Genomic DNA, 18,928 nt, shown 5'->3' on the forward strand with positions numbered 1-18,928 from the left:
GGCAACATTTACCTACACGACCGTCGACCACATACACCAAACAATAAAAAAGCAGCCCAGAGGGCTGCTTTCGAATTTAATTTATATGGGAAACTTTATTTCGCGGCTTTTTTACGCTTGTCGGTCACTTCCCACTTGCCGTCAATGTAAAGCGCAGTATAACCCGATGGCTTACCATCAACCTCAGAACGAACATAGTTCTCTTTCGATTTACGGCTGAAACGCACTACCATAGGAAGACCATCTGGATCTTTTTCAGGCGCCGTCGTGAGATAGTGGAATTTCGAAGAAATACGGTCTTTAAAACGAACTAATTCTTCGACAAGAGGAGCACGTGTCTCACGTGATTTAGGGAAAGTACTTGCGGCTAAGAACAGACCTGAAGCACCATCACGCAATACAAAGTAGGCGTCTGAGTTTTCACATGGTAACTCAGGAAGATGAACGGGATCTTCTTTAGGCGGCGCGACTTCGCCGTTTTTCAAGATCTTACGCGTGTTCTTACATGTCTCGCTGGTACAATCCATGTATTTACCGAAGCGACCGTTCTTTAGAACCATGTCACTGCCACACTTGTCACACTCAACAACAGGGCCGTCATACCCTTTCACCTTATACTCGCCATGCTCAACGATATAGCCATCGCAGTTAGGGTTGTTACCACACACGTGAAGCTTACGCTTATCATCGATCAGGTAGGCATCCATCGCGGTCTCACAAATCGGACAACGCTTTTTCGCACGAAGTGCTGCTGTTTCAACGTCTTCTTCTAAAACGTTGATGATACCTTCTTCATCACCCAAATTAATTGTGGTCTTACAACGCTCTTTTGGCGAAAGTGCATAACCCGAACAGCCAAGGAATACACCTGTCGATGCTGTACGGATACCCATTTCACGAGAGCAAGTCGGACACTCGATGTCGGTGTAGACAATATGGTTTGGCTTCATGCCACCAAGGTCTTCATCTTGCTCCGCTTTTTCCAGATCACCGGTAAAATCACCAAAGAAGTTATCTAGCACCTTCTTCCAATTCGCTTCACCTTCAGCAATTTGGTCAAGCTTTTCTTCCATGCGAGACGTAAACTCATAGTTCATCAACTCATGGAAACTGTCATCTAAGCGATCTGTTACAATTTCACCCATTTTTTCAGCGTAAAATCGACGCTGATCAACTTTGACGTACCCACGGTCCTGAATCGTTGAGATAATCGATGCATAGGTTGAAGGACGACCGATGCCTTTTTTCTCAAGCTCTTTAACTAACGCCGCTTCCGTAAAGCGCGCCGGTGGCTTAGTAAAGTGCTGTTTAGGGTCTAAGTGTATCAAATCGACCTTGTCACCTACCTGAACAGCGGGCAGGATCTGGTCTTCATTCTTGCCCAATGGACGCTGAACACGAGTCCAACCATCGAACTTAAGAATGCGACCTTTAGCTTTAAGGGTGTACTCAGCAGCTTTAACACTCACGGTTGTGGAGTCATACTTAGCTGGTGTCATCTGACACGCGACAAACTGATTCCAGATCAGCGCATACAATTTGTGCGCATCCGCTTCCATTCCTTTCAGATCGTCAGCTTTAACCGCTACATCTGAAGGTCGGATTGCTTCGTGCGCTTCCTGTGCCCCTTCTTTACTACCATACACATTAGGTTTAGCCGGAAGGTAAGCGTCACCGTACTCATCACTAATGAATCCACGAACGGTTTCTACAGCTTCTGCGCTGAGGTTCGTCGAATCGGTACGCATATAGGTGATGTAACCCGCTTCATATAGACGCTGAGCTAACATCATTGTTTTCTTGACGCCATAACCTAAACGAGTACTGGCTGCTTGCTGAAGTGTCGAAGTAATGAAAGGAGCGGAAGGTTTGCTCGACGTTGGGCGGTCCTCACGTTTGCATACTTCGTACGCGGCATTTTCCAGTACAGCAATCGCTGACTGCGTTTCAGCTTCATTAGACGGCTTAAACGATACACCATCTTTCTGAGCAACCTGCAGACGGAAATCGGTCTTGTCAGCGGTTTTGGTGTCCGCGTGAATGTCCCAAAACTCTTCTGGTACAAACGCTTTGATTTCGCGCTCGCGCTCAACCAATAGTTTTACCGCAACAGATTGTACACGGCCAGCAGACAGACCACGCGCGACCTTTTTCCACAACAGTGGTGAGACCATAAAGCCCACAACACGATCCATAAAACGGCGTGCCTGTTGAGCGTTAACGCCATCCATACTGAGCTCTCCCGGTTTCTGGAAAGCCTGTTGAATCGCATTCTTAGTAATTTCGTTAAAGACAACTCGTTTGTATCGCTCTTCATCGCCACCGATGATCTCACGAAGGTGCCATGCGATAGCTTCTCCCTCGCGATCCAAATCGGTTGCGAGGTAGACACGGTCTGCATCTTTCGCAAGCTTCTGTAGCTCAGCAACAACTTTTTCTTTACCTGGTAAGACCTGATAGTTAGCTTCCCACCCGTTAAACGGGTCGATACCCATTTTTTTGATCAGTGCTTTACGGTCTTTTTCTTTTTTGATTCGAGCTTTTTCTTCAACACTCAAACCTTTCGTAGAGACAGCCGCGGCTTTCTGGCCAGTACTCTGACCTGCAGTAGGCAGATCGCGCACGTGACCCACACTGGACTTAACGATAAAGTCCTTACCTAAATACTTATTGATGGTTTTAGCCTTGGCTGGCGACTCCACAATAACGAGTGACTTACCCATATTGACTCAAGTGTCCTTAATATGATTTCGGCGATTTAACGCACGACATACTTTAATATAATGCTTCTTTTTTACTATTGAGCGAGAAACTCAGAAGATCAATATCTTTTTTCAAATTCAACATTGACTGGTCGACAATTCGACGAATGGTCTTTACTCTATGTTTAGAAAGTGCCACATACTAAACGTGGAAAAGAGGCTTTCGCTAGTACAACAAAAAAAATTTTGCCTCCGGTCACAAAACCTATCCTCTTCCCTACCCAACATTGGCTCAAACTAAATTGATCTGACGCATTTGCTTTCGTGTCCAACCCACTTAAAATCCCCCTGTGTAAAGGTAAACATTAATAAGCGAGTGATACATATGGCTCACAAAAAAGTCATTTCCAAATTCGAATTGTTACTGATCGCCAACCACATCATTCAGGAACATGAAGACTATACGGAAGGAATCCGAGCAGACAGTGTCGAAGAGATAGATGACGTGTTAGTGTTCAAAGGCAATTACTTTTTGAATGATGAAGGTCTGCCGACAGCAAGCACTACCGCTGTTTTTAACATCTTCAAATATTTAGCACACCACTTATCGAAAGAATTTACTTTAGAAGATTAGACCGCTCAATCAAACCCTGATGACGTGCATCAGGGTTCATTGCACTTAGCAGCTCAGCGAGTCCAGTTTGTCAAAATAGTCCGGGAAGGTCTTTGACGTACATTTCGGATCATTGATCGTTACAGGTGTATCACTTAAAGCAACCAAAGAGAAACACATTGCCATACGATGATCATCATAGGTGTCAATCGCAGCATGGGTTAGTTGAGTAGGTGGCGTGACAACAATGTAATCTTCGCCCTCTTCCACCTTTGCACCGACTTTACGCAACTCTGTTGCCATTGCCGCTAAGCGATCGGTTTCTTTCACTCGCCAGTTGTAGACATTACGGATAGCCGTTGTGCCTTTAGCAAACAATGCGGTCGTTGCAATTGTCATTGCCGCATCAGGAATATGGTTGAAGTCCATATCGACAGCGTTCAGCTGACCAACACGAGAGATGACGTAATCGTCACCCCATTCGATTTCGGCCCCCATTTTTTCTAGCGCATCAGCAAACTGGATATCGCCTTGAATGCTTTTTTTACCGATACCTGTCACTTTGATTTCACCACCCTTAATGGCGGCAGCAGCAAGGAAGTAAGACGCAGAAGAAGCGTCACCTTCAACTAAAAAATCACCAGGAGCAACATAAGATTGACCTTTACGGATAACAAACTCTTGATAATCGTTGTTCTCTACCTCAACACCAAACTGCGACATAATGTGTAGAGTGATGTCAATGTAAGGTTTGGAAACCAGCTCTCCAACAATTCTGATGGTCACATCGTCTTGTGCTAGCGGAGCCGACATCAAGAAGGCCGTAAGGAATTGACTGGAAATCGAACCATCAATTTCAACCGTGCCACCTTTCAAGCCCGTGCCTTTAATTTTTAGAGGTGGGAAGTTTTCATTTTCCAAATAGTCTACATTTGCACCAGCCTGACGAAGTGCTTCAACGAGGTGGCCTATCGGACGCTCTTTCATACGCGGTTCGCCAGTCAATACATACTCTCCGCTTCCCAAACATAAGGCAGCGGCGAGCGGTCGCATCGCCGTGCCTGCATTGCCCAAGAAAAGCTCCAAGGCTTCCGGTGTATCAAAAGCTCGACCTAATCCTTCTACTTCGCACACCGTTTTGTCTTGCGACAAGGTATAGTTAACACCAAGTTGTGTTAGCGCATTCAACATATGGCGAATGTCGTCGCTGTCTAGAAGGTTGGTTAGGCGAGTCGTTCCCTTTGCCAGTGCCGCGAGCAATAGTGCACGGTTAGAAACACTCTTAGAACCGGGTAAGTTGACCTCACCATTGACTTTATTGATAGGTTGTAACGTAAGGCTTTCCATTAAATTCAGTTATTCCTTGATCACTTTGCCTTCCTAAGCAAGCGATGAACAATTCTTCGTACTTGCAGCCTATCTAAAATCGACATCTAAAACTAGACCAAAATCACAATTAGTCGCGATCTTTTATCTGGTATCTACATTAACAGCACGCGGGGTGCATCAATACTCTTTGTCAACCCTAACGCCGTTGTCAAAATACAGTATTCGTACCTTGTCCCCACGCTCAAACAGCATTGTGTTATCGACATCCTGAATCACATCAATCAACTTATTTTGGTCTGTGCTAATCAGCACCTCGACCAGCTTGTACTCCACTTTATATTCCTGATTGGCACGCTTATGAGCGATGCCCGCCCCTGCCACCGCGCCAACACCAGTGGCGACTTGTTTACCTGTTCCACCACCAAATTGATTGCCGATAACACCGCCGACGACAGCGCCAAGCAAGGTTTCCCATCCTGAAGATTCGGCTTTAACAATATCTTGTTGTGTAAGATAACGAACTGAGTCCACTTCACCAAATACGACCTGATTTACGGGTCTGGCCTGATTTCTCTCATATGCTGCATTGGCAACAAGCGGAAAAATGAATAAGATCCAAAGCCACTTTTTCATCATGGTTCTCCTGTTTCATGGCGATTTACTTAACAGAGCTCGACGAAAACAAACTTTGGTTCCCGTCTCCTTACGAAGCATTGAGCGATCCTAATGGTTTGCTTGCCTTTGGCGGTGATCTTTCACCGGATCGCCTTTTGCTTGCTTACCAAAATGGGATTTTTCCTTGGTATGGACCTGGTGAACCTCTTTTGTGGTGGAGCCCATCTCCAAGAGCTGTATTTGATCCTAAGACATTCAAACCGGCTAAAAGTCTTAAAAAGTTTCAACGTAAGCACAAATATCGGATCAGCATCAACCTAGCGACCGAGTCAGTCATTGAGCGCTGTGCTTCGATGCGGCCAGAACATGAAACTTGGTTGAACCATGAAATGCGTTCCGCCTATAAACGAATGGCATCTCTTGGCCACTGCCACTCTGTCGAGGTTTGGAGCAATAATGAACTGATTGGCGGACTGTATGGCCTATCGATTGGTCAAGTTTTTTGCGGAGAATCTATGTTTAGTCAGCAAACCAACGCGTCTAAAATAGCTTTGTGGTATTTCTGTGAACATTTCAAAGCGATGGGCGGCAAACTGATCGATTGTCAGGTCATGAACCCACATCTCAAGTCTTTGGGGGCTCTAGAGCTTGAACGCGATGAATTTATGCAAAGCCTGCTATCCTTAAGACAGGAAGAGCTTGTCGATAACAGTTTTAAAGCTCAATGGCTTACGCTGCCCTCAGAGGAGAATCAATGAGTTCCGATCTGCAACAAATCCGTATTGGATTAACCGACTGCCACCCTTGTAGCTATCTAAAAGATAAGCAAGAACGGGTTGCTGTAGCCTTAGATCCAACAATGCATACCGCTTCCAGCTATGAAGTGTTGCTGGCAAACGGATTTCGACGCAGCGGTGATACTATTTACAAGCCACATTGTGACCAATGCCAAGCTTGCCAAGCAATCAGAGTCTCAGTACCTGATATTGAACTGTCCAAAAGCCAAAAGCGTTTACTCAATAAAGCAAAAGATTTAAGTTGGGAACTGCGCGACGAGATGATTCCGGGCTGGTTTGATTTGTATTCTCACTATATCAACGTCCGCCATAGCAACGGTACCATGTACCCGCCTAAGCAGAACGAGTTTGCGCAGTTTTCCCAATGCCACTGGCTGAACACTCAGTATTTACATATCTATGACCAAGACCGCCTGATCGCTATCGCTGTCACTGATATTCTTTCCAATTCTGCCAGTGCGTTTTACACCTTTTTCGATCCAGATTACCCATTATCTTTGGGTACTCTCGGCGTAATGTATCAGCTTGAATACTGTCAACAGCAAGGAAAACAGTGGCTCTATTTGGGTTATCAGATTGATGAATGCCCTGCAATGAGTTACAAAGTCCGCTTTCAACGCCATCAAAGGCTAGTAAATCAGCGTTGGCAAGGGTAGAATACGCCCCAACTTTACTTATTTCATTTTTATCGGCGAAACCAGCCGGTTGAAATTATCCATTTTTAAAAGAGGATTAAATGGCTAAAGAAGACGTAATTGAGATGCAAGGCACTGTCCTTGATACTCTTCCAAACACAATGTTCCGTGTTGAGCTAGAAAACGGTCACGTAGTTACTGCTCACATCTCTGGTAAAATGCGTAAGAACTACATCCGTATTCTTACTGGTGACAAAGTAACTGTAGAGATGACTCCATACGATCTATCCAAAGGTCGCATCGTCTTCCGTGCTCGTTAATCTCTGATTGCCTCGCGCAATCCGAATTAGCCGAATACAACAAAAAACGGAGCTTCAGGCTCCGTTTTTTGTTGTATTGCATTGGCGTTCTTACTTACCGAGCGCCTCTTTGTAATGCTGACGGCATACAGACACGTATCGATCGTTACCCCCAATCGCAACCTGATCACCTTCAGCAATCGCATTTCCGTGCTCATCCGTACGAATGACCATATTCGCCTTGCGTCCACAATGACAGATGGTTTTCAGCTCTACCAATTTATCCGCCCAAGACAGAAGGTATTTACTGCCTTCAAACAACTCTCCCAAAAAATCGGTACGTAGGCCATAACACAAAACTGGGATACGAAGTTTATCCACCACCTCGGTCAACTGGTATACCTGTTCTTTAGTGAGGAACTGACACTCATCAACTAAGATACAATGACGCTTTTCTTCCTCATGTAACGCGATAATTTCTTGGTACAGGTCAGTATCCGCGCGAAACAATTGCGCATCTGATTGAAGACCGATACGAGAGCTCACTTTACCAACCCCATATCTGTCATCCAATGCAGCGGTGAAAATCACGGGCGTCATGCCACGTTCTTGGTAGTTAAAAGAGGATTGAAGAAGAGTGGTGGATTTCCCCGCATTCATTGCAGAGTAATAGAAGTACATCTGAGCCACTGGTTGCTACCCGTATAAATATTATAAAAAAGAAAAGGGCTGAATAATCAGCCCTAGAAAGATCTGTTATTTGCGACGCCAAGTAGTCCCTTCCGGACCATCTTCGAGAATGATTCCTTTCTCATTTAACTTGTCGCGAGCTATATCAGCATTGGCCCAATCTTTTGCTGCACGTGAATCATTGCGCAGCTTGATTAGCGCTTCGATTTCAGCCACTTCATCGTCATCGCTCGCATCACCTTTCAGAAAAGCTTCAGGATCTTGGTACAAAATACCAATGACATCGGCCATCTCACGCATCAGTGAACCTAATGCGCTAGCCTGTTCGAGATTATCGGCTTTGATGCGATTAATTTCCCGAGCGATATCAAACAACACCGAGTAAGCTTCAGGCGTGTTGAAATCATCGTTCATCGCTTCAGTAAAGCGTGCAACGTACTCTTCACCACCAGCCGCAGGTACGGTGATATCTAAGCCACGAAGTGAAGTATATAGACGCTCAAGAGAGGCGCGAGCCTGATTCAGGTTTTCTTCACTGTAATTCAACTGGCTACGGTAATGTCCTGACATTAAGAAATAACGAACCGTTTCAGCGTCATAATGACCAAGGACATCGCGAATGGTAAAGAAGTTACCCAGCGACTTCGACATTTTCTCTCTATCGACCATCACCATGCCACTGTGCATCCAAGTATTCACGTATTGAGTGTCGTGTGCACAACATGACTGAGCGATTTCATTTTCGTGATGCGGGAATTGAAGATCCGAGCCACCACCATGAATATCGAAATGATTACCTAAAATTGACGAGTTCATCGCTGAACATTCAATATGCCACCCCGGACGCCCTGGTCCCCATGGTGATTCCCACGTTGGTTCTCCGGGTTTAGACATTTTCCAAAGAACAAAGTCTAGCGAGCTGCGTTTAGCACTTTCGATCTCAACGCGAGCACCAGCTTGTAGCTGATCTAAGTCTTGGCGTGACAGCTTGCCGTAATCGCCATATTTAGCGATCTCAAACATAACATCACCATTGTCAGCAACATAGGCAAACCCACGCTCGATCAATTTTTGAACGAGTTCAATAATCTCAGTAATGTATTCCGTTGCACGAGGCTCAACATCTGGGCGCTTCATATTCAATGCGTCAAAGTCAGCGTGCATTTCACCAATAAGGCGCTCCGTTAAAGAGTCACAGCTCTCGCCGTTTTCATTTGCACGTTTGATGATCTTGTCATCGATATCAGTGATATTACGAACGAAAGTCAGATCATAGCCAAGATAGCGCAGGTAGCGAGACACTACGTCAAAAGAAACAAACGTACGACCATGACCAATGTGACAGAGATCGTAGATGGTGACTCCACAGACATACATGCCAACTTTGCCAGCATTGATTGGTTTGAATTCCTCTTTCTGTCTTGTGAGTGTGTTATAAATCTTTAACATGATCTCTATCTAATTATTTGGGTGAAAAAATAGTGCCTCAGTATATCAAGATGCTTGGCATCAGGTCATCCCTGAAATGTTGAAAAAGCCGTCAATAAGTGGATTATTCACCGAGATGGAGCAACTTTTCACGTATAAAAGTGGTGAAAGTTCATATAGAATTCAGACTTTCAGTCAAAGTCATAAATAAAGGACATCATCATGATCACCCTTCACACTAATTTTGGTGACATCAAAGTTAAACTAAACGAAGAAAAAGCACCAGAAACATGCGCGAACTTCCTGCAGTACTGCCGTGATGGTTTCTACGACAACACGCTATTCCACCGTGTTATCGATGGTTTCATGATCCAAGGTGGCGGCATGGAATCAGGTCTGCGTGAAAAAGCAACTCGCGCATCTATCAAGAATGAAGCAAACAACGGCTTGAGCAACAAAGTAGGTACACTTGCAATGGCACGTACCATGGAACCACACTCAGCAAGTTCACAGTTCTTCATCAACGTGAGCAACAACACTTTCCTAGATTTCCGCAGCGAAAGTCTAGACGGTTGGGGTTACTGTGTGTTCGCGGAAGTGGTCGAAGGCATGGATATCGTCAACCAAATTAAAGGGGTAAGCACAGGCTCACAAGGCATGCATCAAGATGTTCCTTTAGAAGACGTTGTCATCACAGGCACCACAATCGAAGATTAATGATTGTTAGGGAGAGCATTTGGCTCTCCCTAGTTGTTCCTTCAGGTTCACGCACTATGACCACATTATTTATATCAGACCTCCACCTCTCTCCCACTACTCCAGATATCACGGATTGCTTCATTCGCTTTATGCGTGAAGAAGCCATTCATGCTGACGCCTTATATGTTCTCGGCGATCTGTTCGAGTTTTGGATTGGCGACGATGACCGCTCAAACTTTGCTAAGCAGGTCCGACACGAATTCAAGCAGTTGACGTCTCTTGGAGTACCTTGCTATTTCACCCAGGGCAATCGAGATTTCTTGGTTGGTAAACGCTTCGCTAAACAAACTGGCATTACCTTACTAGGTGACGAAACAGTGATTGATCTCTACGGTAAAAAAGCGGTTGTTTTGCATGGAGATACATTGTGTACTGCGGATGTAAAGTATCTCCAGTATCGAGAAAAAGTGCATAAACCTTGGCTACAATGGTTGTTTAACCGCATCCCAATGTTCATTAAAAAGAAAATTGTCTCGAAAGTTCAATCTGATATTCATACCGACAAACAAACCAAATCGCTCGATATAATGGACGTGACACAAACGGAAGTGGAAGCGGTCATGGCAGACCATAATGTCGATTTGATGATTCACGGACATACACATCGCCCTAATGTACATGTGTTCAAAACGTACAATTCAGAAAAAACCCGTATTGTTTTAGGGGATTGGTACACTCAAGGTTCCGTTCTGGTCTATGCTAAAGATAGCTTCAAGTTGGAAGCTAGGCCGTTTCAGACTTCCATGTAAGAAGCTGACTAAACTCTTGATTATTCATTGGAATCTGGCCAATTCCATAACAAATAATAAGACGTTGGAACTAGGTTTTGAAAAACTCTTACATTGCCAGACAACCCATACTGGGTAGAGATAAACACACGGTCGGGTACGAACTCTTGTTCAGGGATGGGCCCAAGAACACCTTTCCTGAAGTTGATCCAGACCACGCGACCAGTCGTTTGCTTTCTGATCACTTCCTCAACACGCACTACGACACTCTGGGTGACAAACTTGGGTTCGTTAATTTCCCTTACCAAAGTTTAGTTAACAAAGTCCCAACTTTGTTTCCCAAAGACAACATGGTTGTTGAAATTCTCGAAGATTGCGCACCAACGCAAGAACTATTGCAAGCCATTAAAGAGATGGCTGAAGAAGGATATAAAATCGCTTTAGATGACTTTGTTCCGAGTAAAGAGTGGAAAGCCTTTCTCCCCTATATCTCAATTATCAAATTTGATATCCGACTAGTTCCGATAGCAAAAGCTAAAATTTTCATGATGAGTCTCGAAGGTTCAAATATTGAGTTCTTAGCAGAAAAAGTAGAAAACTATGAAGAGTTTGAGCAAGCCAAAAGAGCAGGATTTGAATATTTCCAAGGCTACTTTTTCAGCAAGCCTGAGATAATTAGCAAAAAAGCGTTGGAACCCGCTTTCATGACGATCATCCAACTTTTAACAGAAATTTCGAAAGATGATATTGACTACAACACCATTGAGTCACTCATCAGCAAAGATGTGTCGTTATCTTACAAGCTACTGACTTTTGTCAATTCGTCCGCCATAGTACAAACACAAATTCAGTCTTTCCGTCAGGCTTTGGTTTATCTTGGTGAGGATAAATTGCGCAAATTCATTTCTCTAGTCTCGCTGGCATCGAGCCAAGATAGCAAACCCGACTATCTGTACGGGTTGTCTATTCAACGTGCACGCTTCTGCGAGCTGATCGGAGAAAAGCTTCAAGTAGAACTGGGGGCAGGACAAGCTTTTCTTACTGGTATGTTCTCGTTGCTCGATAGTCTTCTAGACAAGCCATTGGATCTTATCGTGAACGAGATTCCTATCGAAGAGGCCGTAAAGCTGGCATTAACAAAGAATGCAGGCATACTAGGCAGCATTCTCATGTTAACCGAAGCGTATGAGTTAGCTGAATGGGAAGAAGTATCCAACCATAGCGAGTCTCTTGGTTTAAATCCAAAAGACATAATTTCTAGCTATAACGCTTCCGTTAAATGGACCGCAGATCTTCTCTCAGTATCGACAAAATAGCGTTTCATTGGAGCCATCATGCAATATTGCCCTTGTGGGACAGCAAAGCGCTACAGCGATTGCTGTGAGCCGATTCATCTCGACCATTCTAAAGCCACGACGCCTGAAGAATTAATGCGTTCTCGCTATAGCGCACACGTTAAGCAATTGGTCGATTATGTGGTAGAAACTTATCACCCAAGTTGTCATGCCAATGAACAACGCGAAGGAATTAAACAATCGATAGAAAGTGATTGGTGCAAGTTGGAAGTCATCAATACAGAAGTAGGTAAAGATGCGAACGAAGGTTTCGTCACTTTTAAAGCTTATTTTAACGACGACAAAACACAACATTGCCTAGAAGAGCGCTCGCGTTTTGTAAGAGAGAATGGCTTGTGGTACTACATTGATGGCACGTTTCCAGAGCCCGATATTGATCCACGGCTCAATCAAACCATAAAACAACTCAAAGTCGGCCGAAATGATCCTTGTATCTGTGGCAGCGGCAAAAAGTTTAAGAAATGCTGCGGCTAAACCGCCAGGCAACAAAAAAGCAGGATGAATTTCCTGCTTTTGCGTATCAGAGCTTAGTCGGATACTAAGCGTCCTTATTTGGGTTGATTCGAACAATATCTTGTTGATCTTGCTTGAACTGCTTTTTCAGTTCCGCTTTTGACTTAAAACTGATCTCGCCCCCTTGAGCCACCGTCATATGTTGCGCCTCTGCGTTATGCTTAGATTGATACAACATCACAGCTTGCATACACGAATCTCGCTGCTCATGAGAAAGTGGTGTACCCTCAGGCCACTTACCCGTTTCTACAGCATAGAGTAGACGCTCATATGCCTCTGGTGTAATGGCATTAATTAACTGCTCTGCGTCCATGGTCTATCCTTAAGTTGTAACTGAGATGGAAAGAACATAACTGGATGGCATTCTTAGTCAAGATTGCACCCAAGAATAAGTGTAACGGATCACAAGCAAATCAAATTATGAATCATATAAGAGCGCTACTAATCTTAAGTCTGGCTATTGCATTATCAGGGTGTTTCGAAAATCGTCAGAACACTGACAAACTATGCGCCGATAATCCCAGATTACAATGTGAACGGCTTAATATGAACGATGGTCAGTGCCGTGTACCCAGAACCGACTTGATTTGGCATCGTAATGATGTGCTTAAACAACCGACCGACAGCAATCTTATTGCCGAATACCACTATCTGGCGGCCTATAAGAAGTGCCTTGAATTAGCCTCACAGATACAGCCTATTGAACAGCCTGGGCTAAAAGAGCGTCGATTCAATGCATTAATCAACTCAGGGGAGGACTTAGAACAATTAGTCGAGCGAATTCGTCAGTCTTCTTCTCCAGAATCCCTCTATTTCCTTTGGAGCCAAACGGGTGATGACGAAGCACAAAGAAGCTTCCTGCAACTCGAAGGCACTCCGGCTCTGGACACTCCTGAGATGCAGTATGCACTTGCTACCTTTTATACCAGCCGTGATCTGGAGAAAACAATAAGCTTACTCAACAAATCGCTCGAACTGAGTAAAGGCAAGAACCTTAATACGGACATTTTTAAGACACTGGCTAGTATTACCTATCAACAGAATCGTAAAGAACAAGCTTACATTTGGGCGATGGTGGCGAGTCGCTTCGACGTTCCCATTATCGGCTCAGCGCAGGAAATGAAAATTCTTTATGGATTCAGTCAAGACAAGTACAAACAGCTCGATGATATTGCCGACAATATTGAAAACGCGCTCGATAGCGGCCGTTACCAAAGAGACATGGTTCCTAGCTTCAATTAGCGTCGACAACATGAAAGGATTAAACAATGAGCGGTGATTTAATCACCGCTTTTTTAAGAATTGTTGAAAATTAACGACACAGAATTCACACAAAATCTTTCACCCGTTGTCTTTGGCCCATCAGGAAAAACGTGACCAAGATGGCTATCACAAGCTGCACACCTAATCTCTGTTCTCACCATTCCGTGACTTAGATCTTCTAAATAACGAATAGCCTGATCGTTAATAGGGGCATCAAAACTTGGCCAACCACAACCGGAATCATACTTGTTATCTGATTCAAATAGAGGGGCCTGACAGCAAGTACAAGAATATACCCCAGTTCCCTTGTTGTGCAGTAACTTACCTGTGAACGGCGCTTCTGTTCCCTGCTCTCGACATACTCGATATTCTTCTTCAGAAAGCGTTTCACGCCAGTATTCATTTGGTTTGATGACTTTTTTATTATCCTGTTCCACTTTGTCTTTCTCTCCGAATTAATCACTATTACTGTGACTTTTTTTCTCAAAAACTTGCGCAATTTATTGTTTGTAGCACATACTTTGAATCCATAAAAGGACGCTTAAACTTTGGTCAAAAGTGAAAGCGTTTGATCTATTTTACGTCAACTGGTTAGACAAGAAACCTATAATCCGTTCAAAAGATAGTCAATTACGACTGATTGTGAAAAAAAGCGACGCTTTTTTTTGACTTTAAACAAGTTAAGTCCGATTATCTGTTGCAGATTTTGACTGGATTCTGTAATTTTACTACCAGTTATCTTTAATCAGAAATTAAGTTGTGGAGCAACTATAATGACTATCAAAGTAGGTATTAACGGTTTTGGCCGTATCGGTCGTTTCGTATTCCGTGCAGCACAAGAGCGTAGCGACATCGAAGTTGTAGGTATCAACGACCTGATCGATGTAGAGTACATGGCATACATGCTTAAGTACGATTCAACTCACGGCCGTTTCAACGGTACTGTTGAAGTTGAAGGTGGTAACCTAATCGTTAACGGTAAGACTGTACGTGTTACTGCTGAGCGTAATCCAACTGACCTTAAGTGGGACGAAATCGGTGTTGACGTTGTAGCTGAAGCAACTGGTATCTTCCTAACTGACGAAACTGCACGTCAGCACATCACTGCTGGTGCTAAGAAAGTTGTTCTAACTGGTCCTTCAAAAGACGCAACTCCAATGTTCGTAATGGGTGTTAACGACAGCACTTACGCTGGTCAAGACATCGTTTCTAACGCTTCTTGTACAACTAACTGTCTAGCTCCTATTGCTAAAGTTCTTAACGACAAGTTCGGTATCGAATCTGGTCTTATGACTACAGTTCACGCTACTACAGCAACTCAAAAAACTGTAGATGGTCCTTCTGCTAAAGACTGGCGCGGTGGTCGTGGTGCTTCTCAGAACATCATCCCATCTTCAACTGGTGCAGCTAAAGCGGTAGGCGTTGTTCTTCCAGAACTAAACGGCAAACTAACTGGTATGGCTTTCCGTGTACCAACTGCTAACGTTTCTGTAGTTGACCTAACCGTTAACCTAAAAGAAGGTGCATCTTACGAAGCTATCTGTGCAGCGATGAAAGAAGCTTCTGAAGGCGAGCTTAAAGGTGTTCTAGGTTACACTGAAGACCAAGTTGTTTCTCAAGACTTCATCGGCGAAGTTCAAACTTCAGTATTCGATGCTAAAGCTGGTATCGCTCTAACTGATAACTTCGTTAAAGTTGTATCTTGGTACGACAACGAAATCGGTTACTCAAACAAAGTTCTAGACCTAATCGCTCACATCTCTAAGTAATTAGATAGTTAGCAATTAGCGAATAACTTCGTTAAAGAAAAGGCGGCTCTAGAGTCGCCTTTTTTGTATCTAGATTTTGAGTAATACAAACTCGACATTGCATATAATGTGCGAAATATGTCGAAAAGCTCTCCCCAGCGATAGGAAACTACACATGGATTTAAAAACTCTCCCAGCCCTGACCGTGTTATCTGACAACATCACTATCGTTGAAGTTGATCAGGTAAAAGTCGTCCGCGTGATTCATGAAAAAGCAACGGCAGGCATCGCGCTGCACGGTGGACATATCGTATCGTTCACGCCAGTAGGCCAAGAAGATCTGATTTGGATGAGCGACAGCGCCATTTTCGATGGTAAGGCAGCGCTTCGTGGTGGCATTCCAATTTGCTGGCCTTGGTTTGGCCGCATTGCTGCGCCTGCACATGGCTTTGCTCGTACCAGTGAGTGGTCACTGCTACAACATCGTGAAAATGAACAAGGCGTTGTGATTGAGCTCGGACTGAAACCTTCAGAGCAAACGCTATCAATCTGGCCGCATAAATTTGATGCGCGTTTAATAGTAGAAGTCAGCAACGAGCTTAAAGTAACGCTCGACGTCACCAATACTGATACGAAACCTTGGGCATTTTCAGGGGCATTGCACACGTATCTTAACGTAGGCAACATCAAACAAGCACAAACTACTGGGATGGGCCCTGAATACATCGATAGCCTAAAAGCAGGTGAAATCTGCCAAGGGGACAAGGTTCTTCAACTTACTGATACTATAGACCGTGTTTACACTCAGCCAGAAGCACAAATTTTAGTTAAAGATCCAGTGTTGGATCGCATACTAAGCGTGGAGAACCAAGGCCACAACTCGGCTGTATTATGGAATCCATGGGCACAAGGTGCTGAATCTATGTCGGATATGTCCGATGACGGCTACCTTACTATGCTGTGTGTGGAATCGACACTACATGCACCCAATATCGACCTTGGGAAAACACTTCAACCTAGTGAATCATACCAACTGATCACTACAATCTCAGCTCGATAACTCGGTTCACTGCAGGCCATGAGGCCTGCAATGCACGACCTCGCTCGAAATTATTTCTCTCGCCATCAGGTCTTTTAGTCTACACACGCTGTACAACGCACATTCTTTAACCTTCTAATTACTTAAATAGTTAATAAGAATCAATTATCACCTTTAAACAAGTTGTTATCATCACGATTGAATGACAACTGGATCACTATTGTCAGCGATAAGACACGTCTCCAAAGAGAGGATAATGAAACAATGTTCGAAAAATTCAAAAACCAAAGTGTTGGCTTTCAGTTGAAGTTGGTCATACTGCTTTGCTTGCTCGTTTCCTTCGTAGGTACCGCGACGCTTGTTTATCGAAATGCATCCAAAGTACTGCTTGATAACACACTCAAAGGTCATCAAACTGAAGTCGAAGCCATGGCAATGACTATTGCTGGACAATTTAATGCCTACCTGCATACCGCAAAAGTTTTGGAGTCTACCTTTAGGAATGGTTATCTTGCAGGCGTTTACGTAGAAGACTACACCGTCGACTTTAACGGTCAACAAGTTGTGAATGTCACTCAGTACGGTGAAAGCTTGATCAATGATGCAAAACTGGTGGACAGCTTTACCCGTGATACGGGGGCAGTGGCCACTCTATTTGCTCCTTTTGATGGCGACTTTATTCGTATATCCACTTCACTCAAGGACCCGTCAGGCAATCGTGTCGTGGGCAGTACATTAGGTATAGACCACCCTGGTTACAACCAGCTCATTAGCGGTCAACCCTATTATGCTCAGGTCAAACTATTCGGTGAGAACTACATTACCTACTATGCACCATTGAAGAATGCAGAGAATAAGGTGGCAGGTATTACATTTATCGGTCTGCCTGTTGAGCAAGCAACACAAGATCTCTTTAACTCGTTGCGCTCTATCAAATGGGGCGATACGGGTTACACTGTCGTGGTAGATAATAGAGAGGACAATTTAGGTCATTACCTGCTGCATCCTGTTCATGACGAAAACACGGCGCCGATCATGGAGATAGCCGACTATGATGGCAACAAACCTTTCCATCAAATTTTCGAACAGAAAAGTGGCCTGATCCGCTACCCATATGAATATCAGGGCAATGTTGGAGAGAAATACCTCGTCTACACAGAAGTTCCTGGTTGGAACTGGAAGTTATTAGGCGGAACATTCATCAAAGAAGTCACCAAAGGCAGTGACACTTTACTCAAGCTGATCATCACGATCGCAACCGTAGTCGCTCTGGGAACCTTCGTCATTTTAACCGTTTTTCTTAACCGTAACCTCAAGCCACTGACGATACTAAACGGATACATGACTCGTCTCGCGAAAGGTGAGGTCAGCCTAGATATCCCTGCGACAGGTAAAACATCCAACAATGAAATCATCAACCTAAATAATGGCGTCGCCCATATGGCGGGACAATTGAATTCCTTGGTTAGCGAAATCCATTCTACAAGTGATGCCGTTCAAGACGCGTCTCGAAGCGTATCTCAGGACGCCAACCAAAACCTCGGCCAATCTGACATCCAACAACAACAGGTTGAGCAAGTTGCAACCGCTATTGAGGAAATGGCTTCGTCAGCACAGTCGGTAGCACAGCAAGTCGAAGCGATTGCCGAGAATGTCCGCCTCACCAACGAAGACAGTCAGTCAGGGTTGGAAAAAGTTGAAGGGGTATGCATTGATGTCGCGCAGCTTAACGATCAACTGGACAATTCCGCACAAGCCATAGAGCAGGTCAATAAAGACAGTGAAGCTATCCAAACCGTTACCAAGATGATTGATGAAATCGCTGAACAAACCAACTTACTCGCTTTAAATGCAGCAATTGAAGCAGCACGAGCTGGGGAGCAAGGTCGAGGCTTTGCCGTTGTCGCCGATGAGGTACGTACTTTAGCGCACCGGACACAAACGTCTGTTCAGGATGTAGTCACCATTATCGAAAAATTAAAGTCCTCTACAGTCAACGCGGTCAATTTGATGGGTCAAAGCCAAAGTAATGCAAATCAAGTGCTCGATAAGGCTCAAGAAGCAGGGTCAGCATTAGAGGCCATTGCATCGCAAGTACAATCTATTGCCATGCAGGCGGATACCATAGCCGCAACCTCTGAAGAACAGGCAAACGTATCGCAAGAAATTGCCGCCAACGCCAATTCTATCAGTGAATTGAACCGAGAAAGTCGAGCCACTAGCGCTAAAACGGCTCAAAGTGCCGAAGAGCTGCAGAAGCAAGCCAGCTCATTGAAACAGCAAGTCGACTTCTTCCATTAATAACAAAGGGGCAGATATATTCTGCCCCTTTTTCCGCAGTGTTATCTTTGCCATGCTAGTCTCAAAACTCGGTTCCTGTTAGAATTCGCGCTCTTTTTGTCATCCTGAGATCCT

19 protein-coding genes are annotated in these 18,928 nt (G+C 44.3%); 12 read left to right on the forward strand and 7 right to left on the reverse strand.

The annotated features are described in order from the left end of the window. Positions 1 to 95: 95 nt before the first annotated feature. A complete protein-coding gene (gene topA / locus OH455_RS02980; protein ID WP_269980294.1) occupies positions 96 to 2,723 on the reverse strand; it encodes a type I DNA topoisomerase in 2,628 nt (875 codons plus the stop codon). Between the two features lie 364 nt (positions 2,724 to 3,087). Between topA and OH455_RS02985 the strand changes: the two genes are divergently transcribed. Next, on the forward strand, positions 3,088 to 3,336 hold the full coding sequence (locus OH455_RS02985; protein WP_206368922.1) for a DUF2498 family protein: 249 nt from the start codon (positions 3,088 to 3,090) through the stop codon (positions 3,334 to 3,336). Between the two features lie 45 nt (positions 3,337 to 3,381). Here OH455_RS02985 and aroA read toward each other — a convergent pair whose 3' ends face one another. Then, positions 3,382 to 4,662, reverse strand: coding sequence for a 3-phosphoshikimate 1-carboxyvinyltransferase (gene aroA / locus OH455_RS02990; RefSeq protein WP_206368921.1), 1,281 nt, complete (start codon positions 4,660 to 4,662; stop codon positions 3,382 to 3,384). Positions 4,663 to 4,821: 159 nt separating this feature from the next. Next, positions 4,822 to 5,277: a glycine zipper 2TM domain-containing protein gene (locus OH455_RS02995; RefSeq protein WP_045976750.1), complete on the reverse strand. Its 456-nt coding sequence runs from the start codon at positions 5,275 to 5,277 to the stop codon at positions 4,822 to 4,824. Positions 5,278 to 5,294: 17 nt separating this feature from the next. On the opposite strand from OH455_RS02995, the gene aat reads away from it, so the two are divergent. The 3 genes from aat to infA all read left to right on the forward strand — a co-directional run bounded on the left by aat (position 5,295) and on the right by infA (position 7,011). Next, entirely contained in the window at positions 5,295 to 6,017 is a 723-nt protein-coding gene (aat, locus tag OH455_RS03000; protein WP_269980295.1) for a leucyl/phenylalanyl-tRNA--protein transferase, read from the forward strand. Further along, complete coding sequence (locus OH455_RS03005) at positions 6,014 to 6,712, forward strand: arginyltransferase (RefSeq protein ID WP_045976748.1); 699 nt, start codon at positions 6,014 to 6,016, stop codon at positions 6,710 to 6,712. Before aat ends, OH455_RS03005 begins: the two co-directional genes overlap by 4 nt. 80 nt (positions 6,713 to 6,792) lie before the next feature. Further along, positions 6,793 to 7,011 carry a translation initiation factor IF-1 gene (gene infA, locus OH455_RS03010; RefSeq protein ID WP_001040192.1) on the forward strand — a complete coding sequence of 73 codons (219 nt, stop codon included), beginning with the start codon at positions 6,793 to 6,795 and terminating at the stop codon, positions 7,009 to 7,011. A 90-nt stretch (positions 7,012 to 7,101) separates the two neighbouring features. On the opposite strand, the gene OH455_RS03015 is transcribed toward infA, so the two are convergent. Together OH455_RS03015 and cysS are read right to left on the reverse strand one after the other, a co-directional pair. Beyond that, entirely contained in the window at positions 7,102 to 7,680 is a 579-nt protein-coding gene (locus OH455_RS03015) for a thymidine kinase (RefSeq protein WP_045976747.1), read from the reverse strand. Between the two features lie 66 nt (positions 7,681 to 7,746). Then, positions 7,747 to 9,129 carry a cysteine--tRNA ligase gene (cysS, locus tag OH455_RS03020; RefSeq protein ID WP_269980296.1) on the reverse strand — a complete coding sequence of 461 codons (1,383 nt, stop codon included), beginning with the start codon at positions 9,127 to 9,129 and terminating at the stop codon, positions 7,747 to 7,749. A gap of 201 nt (positions 9,130 to 9,330) precedes the next feature. Here cysS and OH455_RS03025 point away from each other — a divergent pair, with 201 nt between their 5' ends. The 4 genes from OH455_RS03025 to OH455_RS03040 all read left to right on the forward strand — a co-directional run bounded on the left by OH455_RS03025 (position 9,331) and on the right by OH455_RS03040 (position 12,424). Next, entirely contained in the window at positions 9,331 to 9,825 is a 495-nt protein-coding gene (locus tag OH455_RS03025) for a peptidylprolyl isomerase (RefSeq protein ID WP_045976745.1), read from the forward strand. A gap of 56 nt (positions 9,826 to 9,881) precedes the next feature. Beyond that, positions 9,882 to 10,616 (forward strand): UDP-2,3-diacylglucosamine diphosphatase, encoded by a 735-nt coding sequence (gene lpxH / locus OH455_RS03030; protein ID WP_269980297.1) that lies wholly within the window; start codon positions 9,882 to 9,884, stop codon positions 10,614 to 10,616. 77 nt (positions 10,617 to 10,693) lie between these two features. Further along, positions 10,694 to 11,911 carry an EAL and HDOD domain-containing protein gene (locus tag OH455_RS03035; RefSeq protein ID WP_269980298.1) on the forward strand — a complete coding sequence of 406 codons (1,218 nt, stop codon included), beginning with the start codon at positions 10,694 to 10,696 and terminating at the stop codon, positions 11,909 to 11,911. A 15-nt stretch (positions 11,912 to 11,926) separates the two neighbouring features. Continuing rightward, a complete protein-coding gene (locus OH455_RS03040; RefSeq protein ID WP_269980337.1) occupies positions 11,927 to 12,424 on the forward strand; it encodes a YchJ family protein in 498 nt (165 codons plus the stop codon). A gap of 64 nt (positions 12,425 to 12,488) precedes the next feature. Here OH455_RS03040 and OH455_RS03045 read toward each other — a convergent pair whose 3' ends face one another. Continuing rightward, the gene (locus OH455_RS03045) at positions 12,489 to 12,776 is read right to left on the reverse strand and encodes a YeaC family protein (RefSeq protein WP_045976741.1); all 288 of its coding nucleotides are present in this window, start codon (positions 12,774 to 12,776) and stop codon (positions 12,489 to 12,491) included. 107 nt (positions 12,777 to 12,883) lie between these two features. Between OH455_RS03045 and OH455_RS03050 the strand changes: the two genes are divergently transcribed. Next, the gene (locus OH455_RS03050) at positions 12,884 to 13,705 is read left to right on the forward strand and encodes a DUF2989 domain-containing protein (protein WP_269980299.1); all 822 of its coding nucleotides are present in this window, start codon (positions 12,884 to 12,886) and stop codon (positions 13,703 to 13,705) included. Positions 13,706 to 13,758: 53 nt separating this feature from the next. Here OH455_RS03050 and msrB read toward each other — a convergent pair whose 3' ends face one another. Next, positions 13,759 to 14,163, reverse strand: coding sequence for a peptide-methionine (R)-S-oxide reductase MsrB (gene msrB, locus OH455_RS03055; protein ID WP_269980300.1), 405 nt, complete (start codon positions 14,161 to 14,163; stop codon positions 13,759 to 13,761). Between the two features lie 336 nt (positions 14,164 to 14,499). On the opposite strand from msrB, the gene gap reads away from it, so the two are divergent. The 3 genes from gap to OH455_RS03070 all read left to right on the forward strand — a co-directional run bounded on the left by gap (position 14,500) and on the right by OH455_RS03070 (position 18,814). Next, positions 14,500 to 15,495 (forward strand): type I glyceraldehyde-3-phosphate dehydrogenase, encoded by a 996-nt coding sequence (gene gap / locus OH455_RS03060; protein ID WP_006962931.1) that lies wholly within the window; start codon positions 14,500 to 14,502, stop codon positions 15,493 to 15,495. Positions 15,496 to 15,649: 154 nt separating this feature from the next. Beyond that, entirely contained in the window at positions 15,650 to 16,534 is an 885-nt protein-coding gene (locus tag OH455_RS03065) for a D-hexose-6-phosphate mutarotase (protein WP_269980301.1), read from the forward strand. Between the two features lie 243 nt (positions 16,535 to 16,777). Then, a complete protein-coding gene (locus OH455_RS03070; RefSeq protein ID WP_269980302.1) occupies positions 16,778 to 18,814 on the forward strand; it encodes a methyl-accepting chemotaxis protein in 2,037 nt (678 codons plus the stop codon). Positions 18,815 to 18,928: the final 114 nt, after the last annotated feature.

Source organism: Vibrio sp. T11.5, from assembly GCF_027587155.1.
GTDB classification, from domain to species: Bacteria; Pseudomonadota; Gammaproteobacteria; order Enterobacterales; family Vibrionaceae; genus Vibrio; species Vibrio neptunius.

Bases quoted from the DNA above. Each gene is read 5' to 3' on its own strand.
- topA (WP_269980294.1), bottom strand. From the start codon at position 2,723: ATGGGTAAGTCACTCGTTATTGTGGAGTCGCCAGCCAAGGCTAAAACC.
- OH455_RS02985 (WP_206368922.1), top strand. From the start codon at position 3,088: ATGGCTCACAAAAAAGTCATTTCCAAATTCGAATTGTTACTGATCGCC.
- aroA (WP_206368921.1), bottom strand. From the start codon at position 4,662: ATGGAAAGCCTTACGTTACAACCTATCAATAAAGTCAATGGTGAGGTC.
- OH455_RS02995 (WP_045976750.1), bottom strand. From the start codon at position 5,277: ATGAAAAAGTGGCTTTGGATCTTATTCATTTTTCCGCTTGTTGCCAAT.
- aat (WP_269980295.1), top strand. From the start codon at position 5,295: ATGGCGATTTACTTAACAGAGCTCGACGAAAACAAACTTTGGTTCCCG.
- OH455_RS03005 (WP_045976748.1), top strand. From the start codon at position 6,014: ATGAGTTCCGATCTGCAACAAATCCGTATTGGATTAACCGACTGCCAC.
- infA (WP_001040192.1), top strand. From the start codon at position 6,793: ATGGCTAAAGAAGACGTAATTGAGATGCAAGGCACTGTCCTTGATACT.
- cysS (WP_269980296.1), bottom strand. From the start codon at position 9,129: ATGTTAAAGATTTATAACACACTCACAAGACAGAAAGAGGAATTCAAA.
- OH455_RS03025 (WP_045976745.1), top strand. From the start codon at position 9,331: ATGATCACCCTTCACACTAATTTTGGTGACATCAAAGTTAAACTAAAC.
- lpxH (WP_269980297.1), top strand. From the start codon at position 9,882: ATGACCACATTATTTATATCAGACCTCCACCTCTCTCCCACTACTCCA.
- OH455_RS03045 (WP_045976741.1), bottom strand. From the start codon at position 12,776: ATGGACGCAGAGCAGTTAATTAATGCCATTACACCAGAGGCATATGAG.
- OH455_RS03050 (WP_269980299.1), top strand. From the start codon at position 12,884: ATGAATCATATAAGAGCGCTACTAATCTTAAGTCTGGCTATTGCATTA.
- gap (WP_006962931.1), top strand. From the start codon at position 14,500: ATGACTATCAAAGTAGGTATTAACGGTTTTGGCCGTATCGGTCGTTTC.
- OH455_RS03065 (WP_269980301.1), top strand. From the start codon at position 15,650: ATGGATTTAAAAACTCTCCCAGCCCTGACCGTGTTATCTGACAACATC.
- OH455_RS03070 (WP_269980302.1), top strand. From the start codon at position 16,778: ATGTTCGAAAAATTCAAAAACCAAAGTGTTGGCTTTCAGTTGAAGTTG.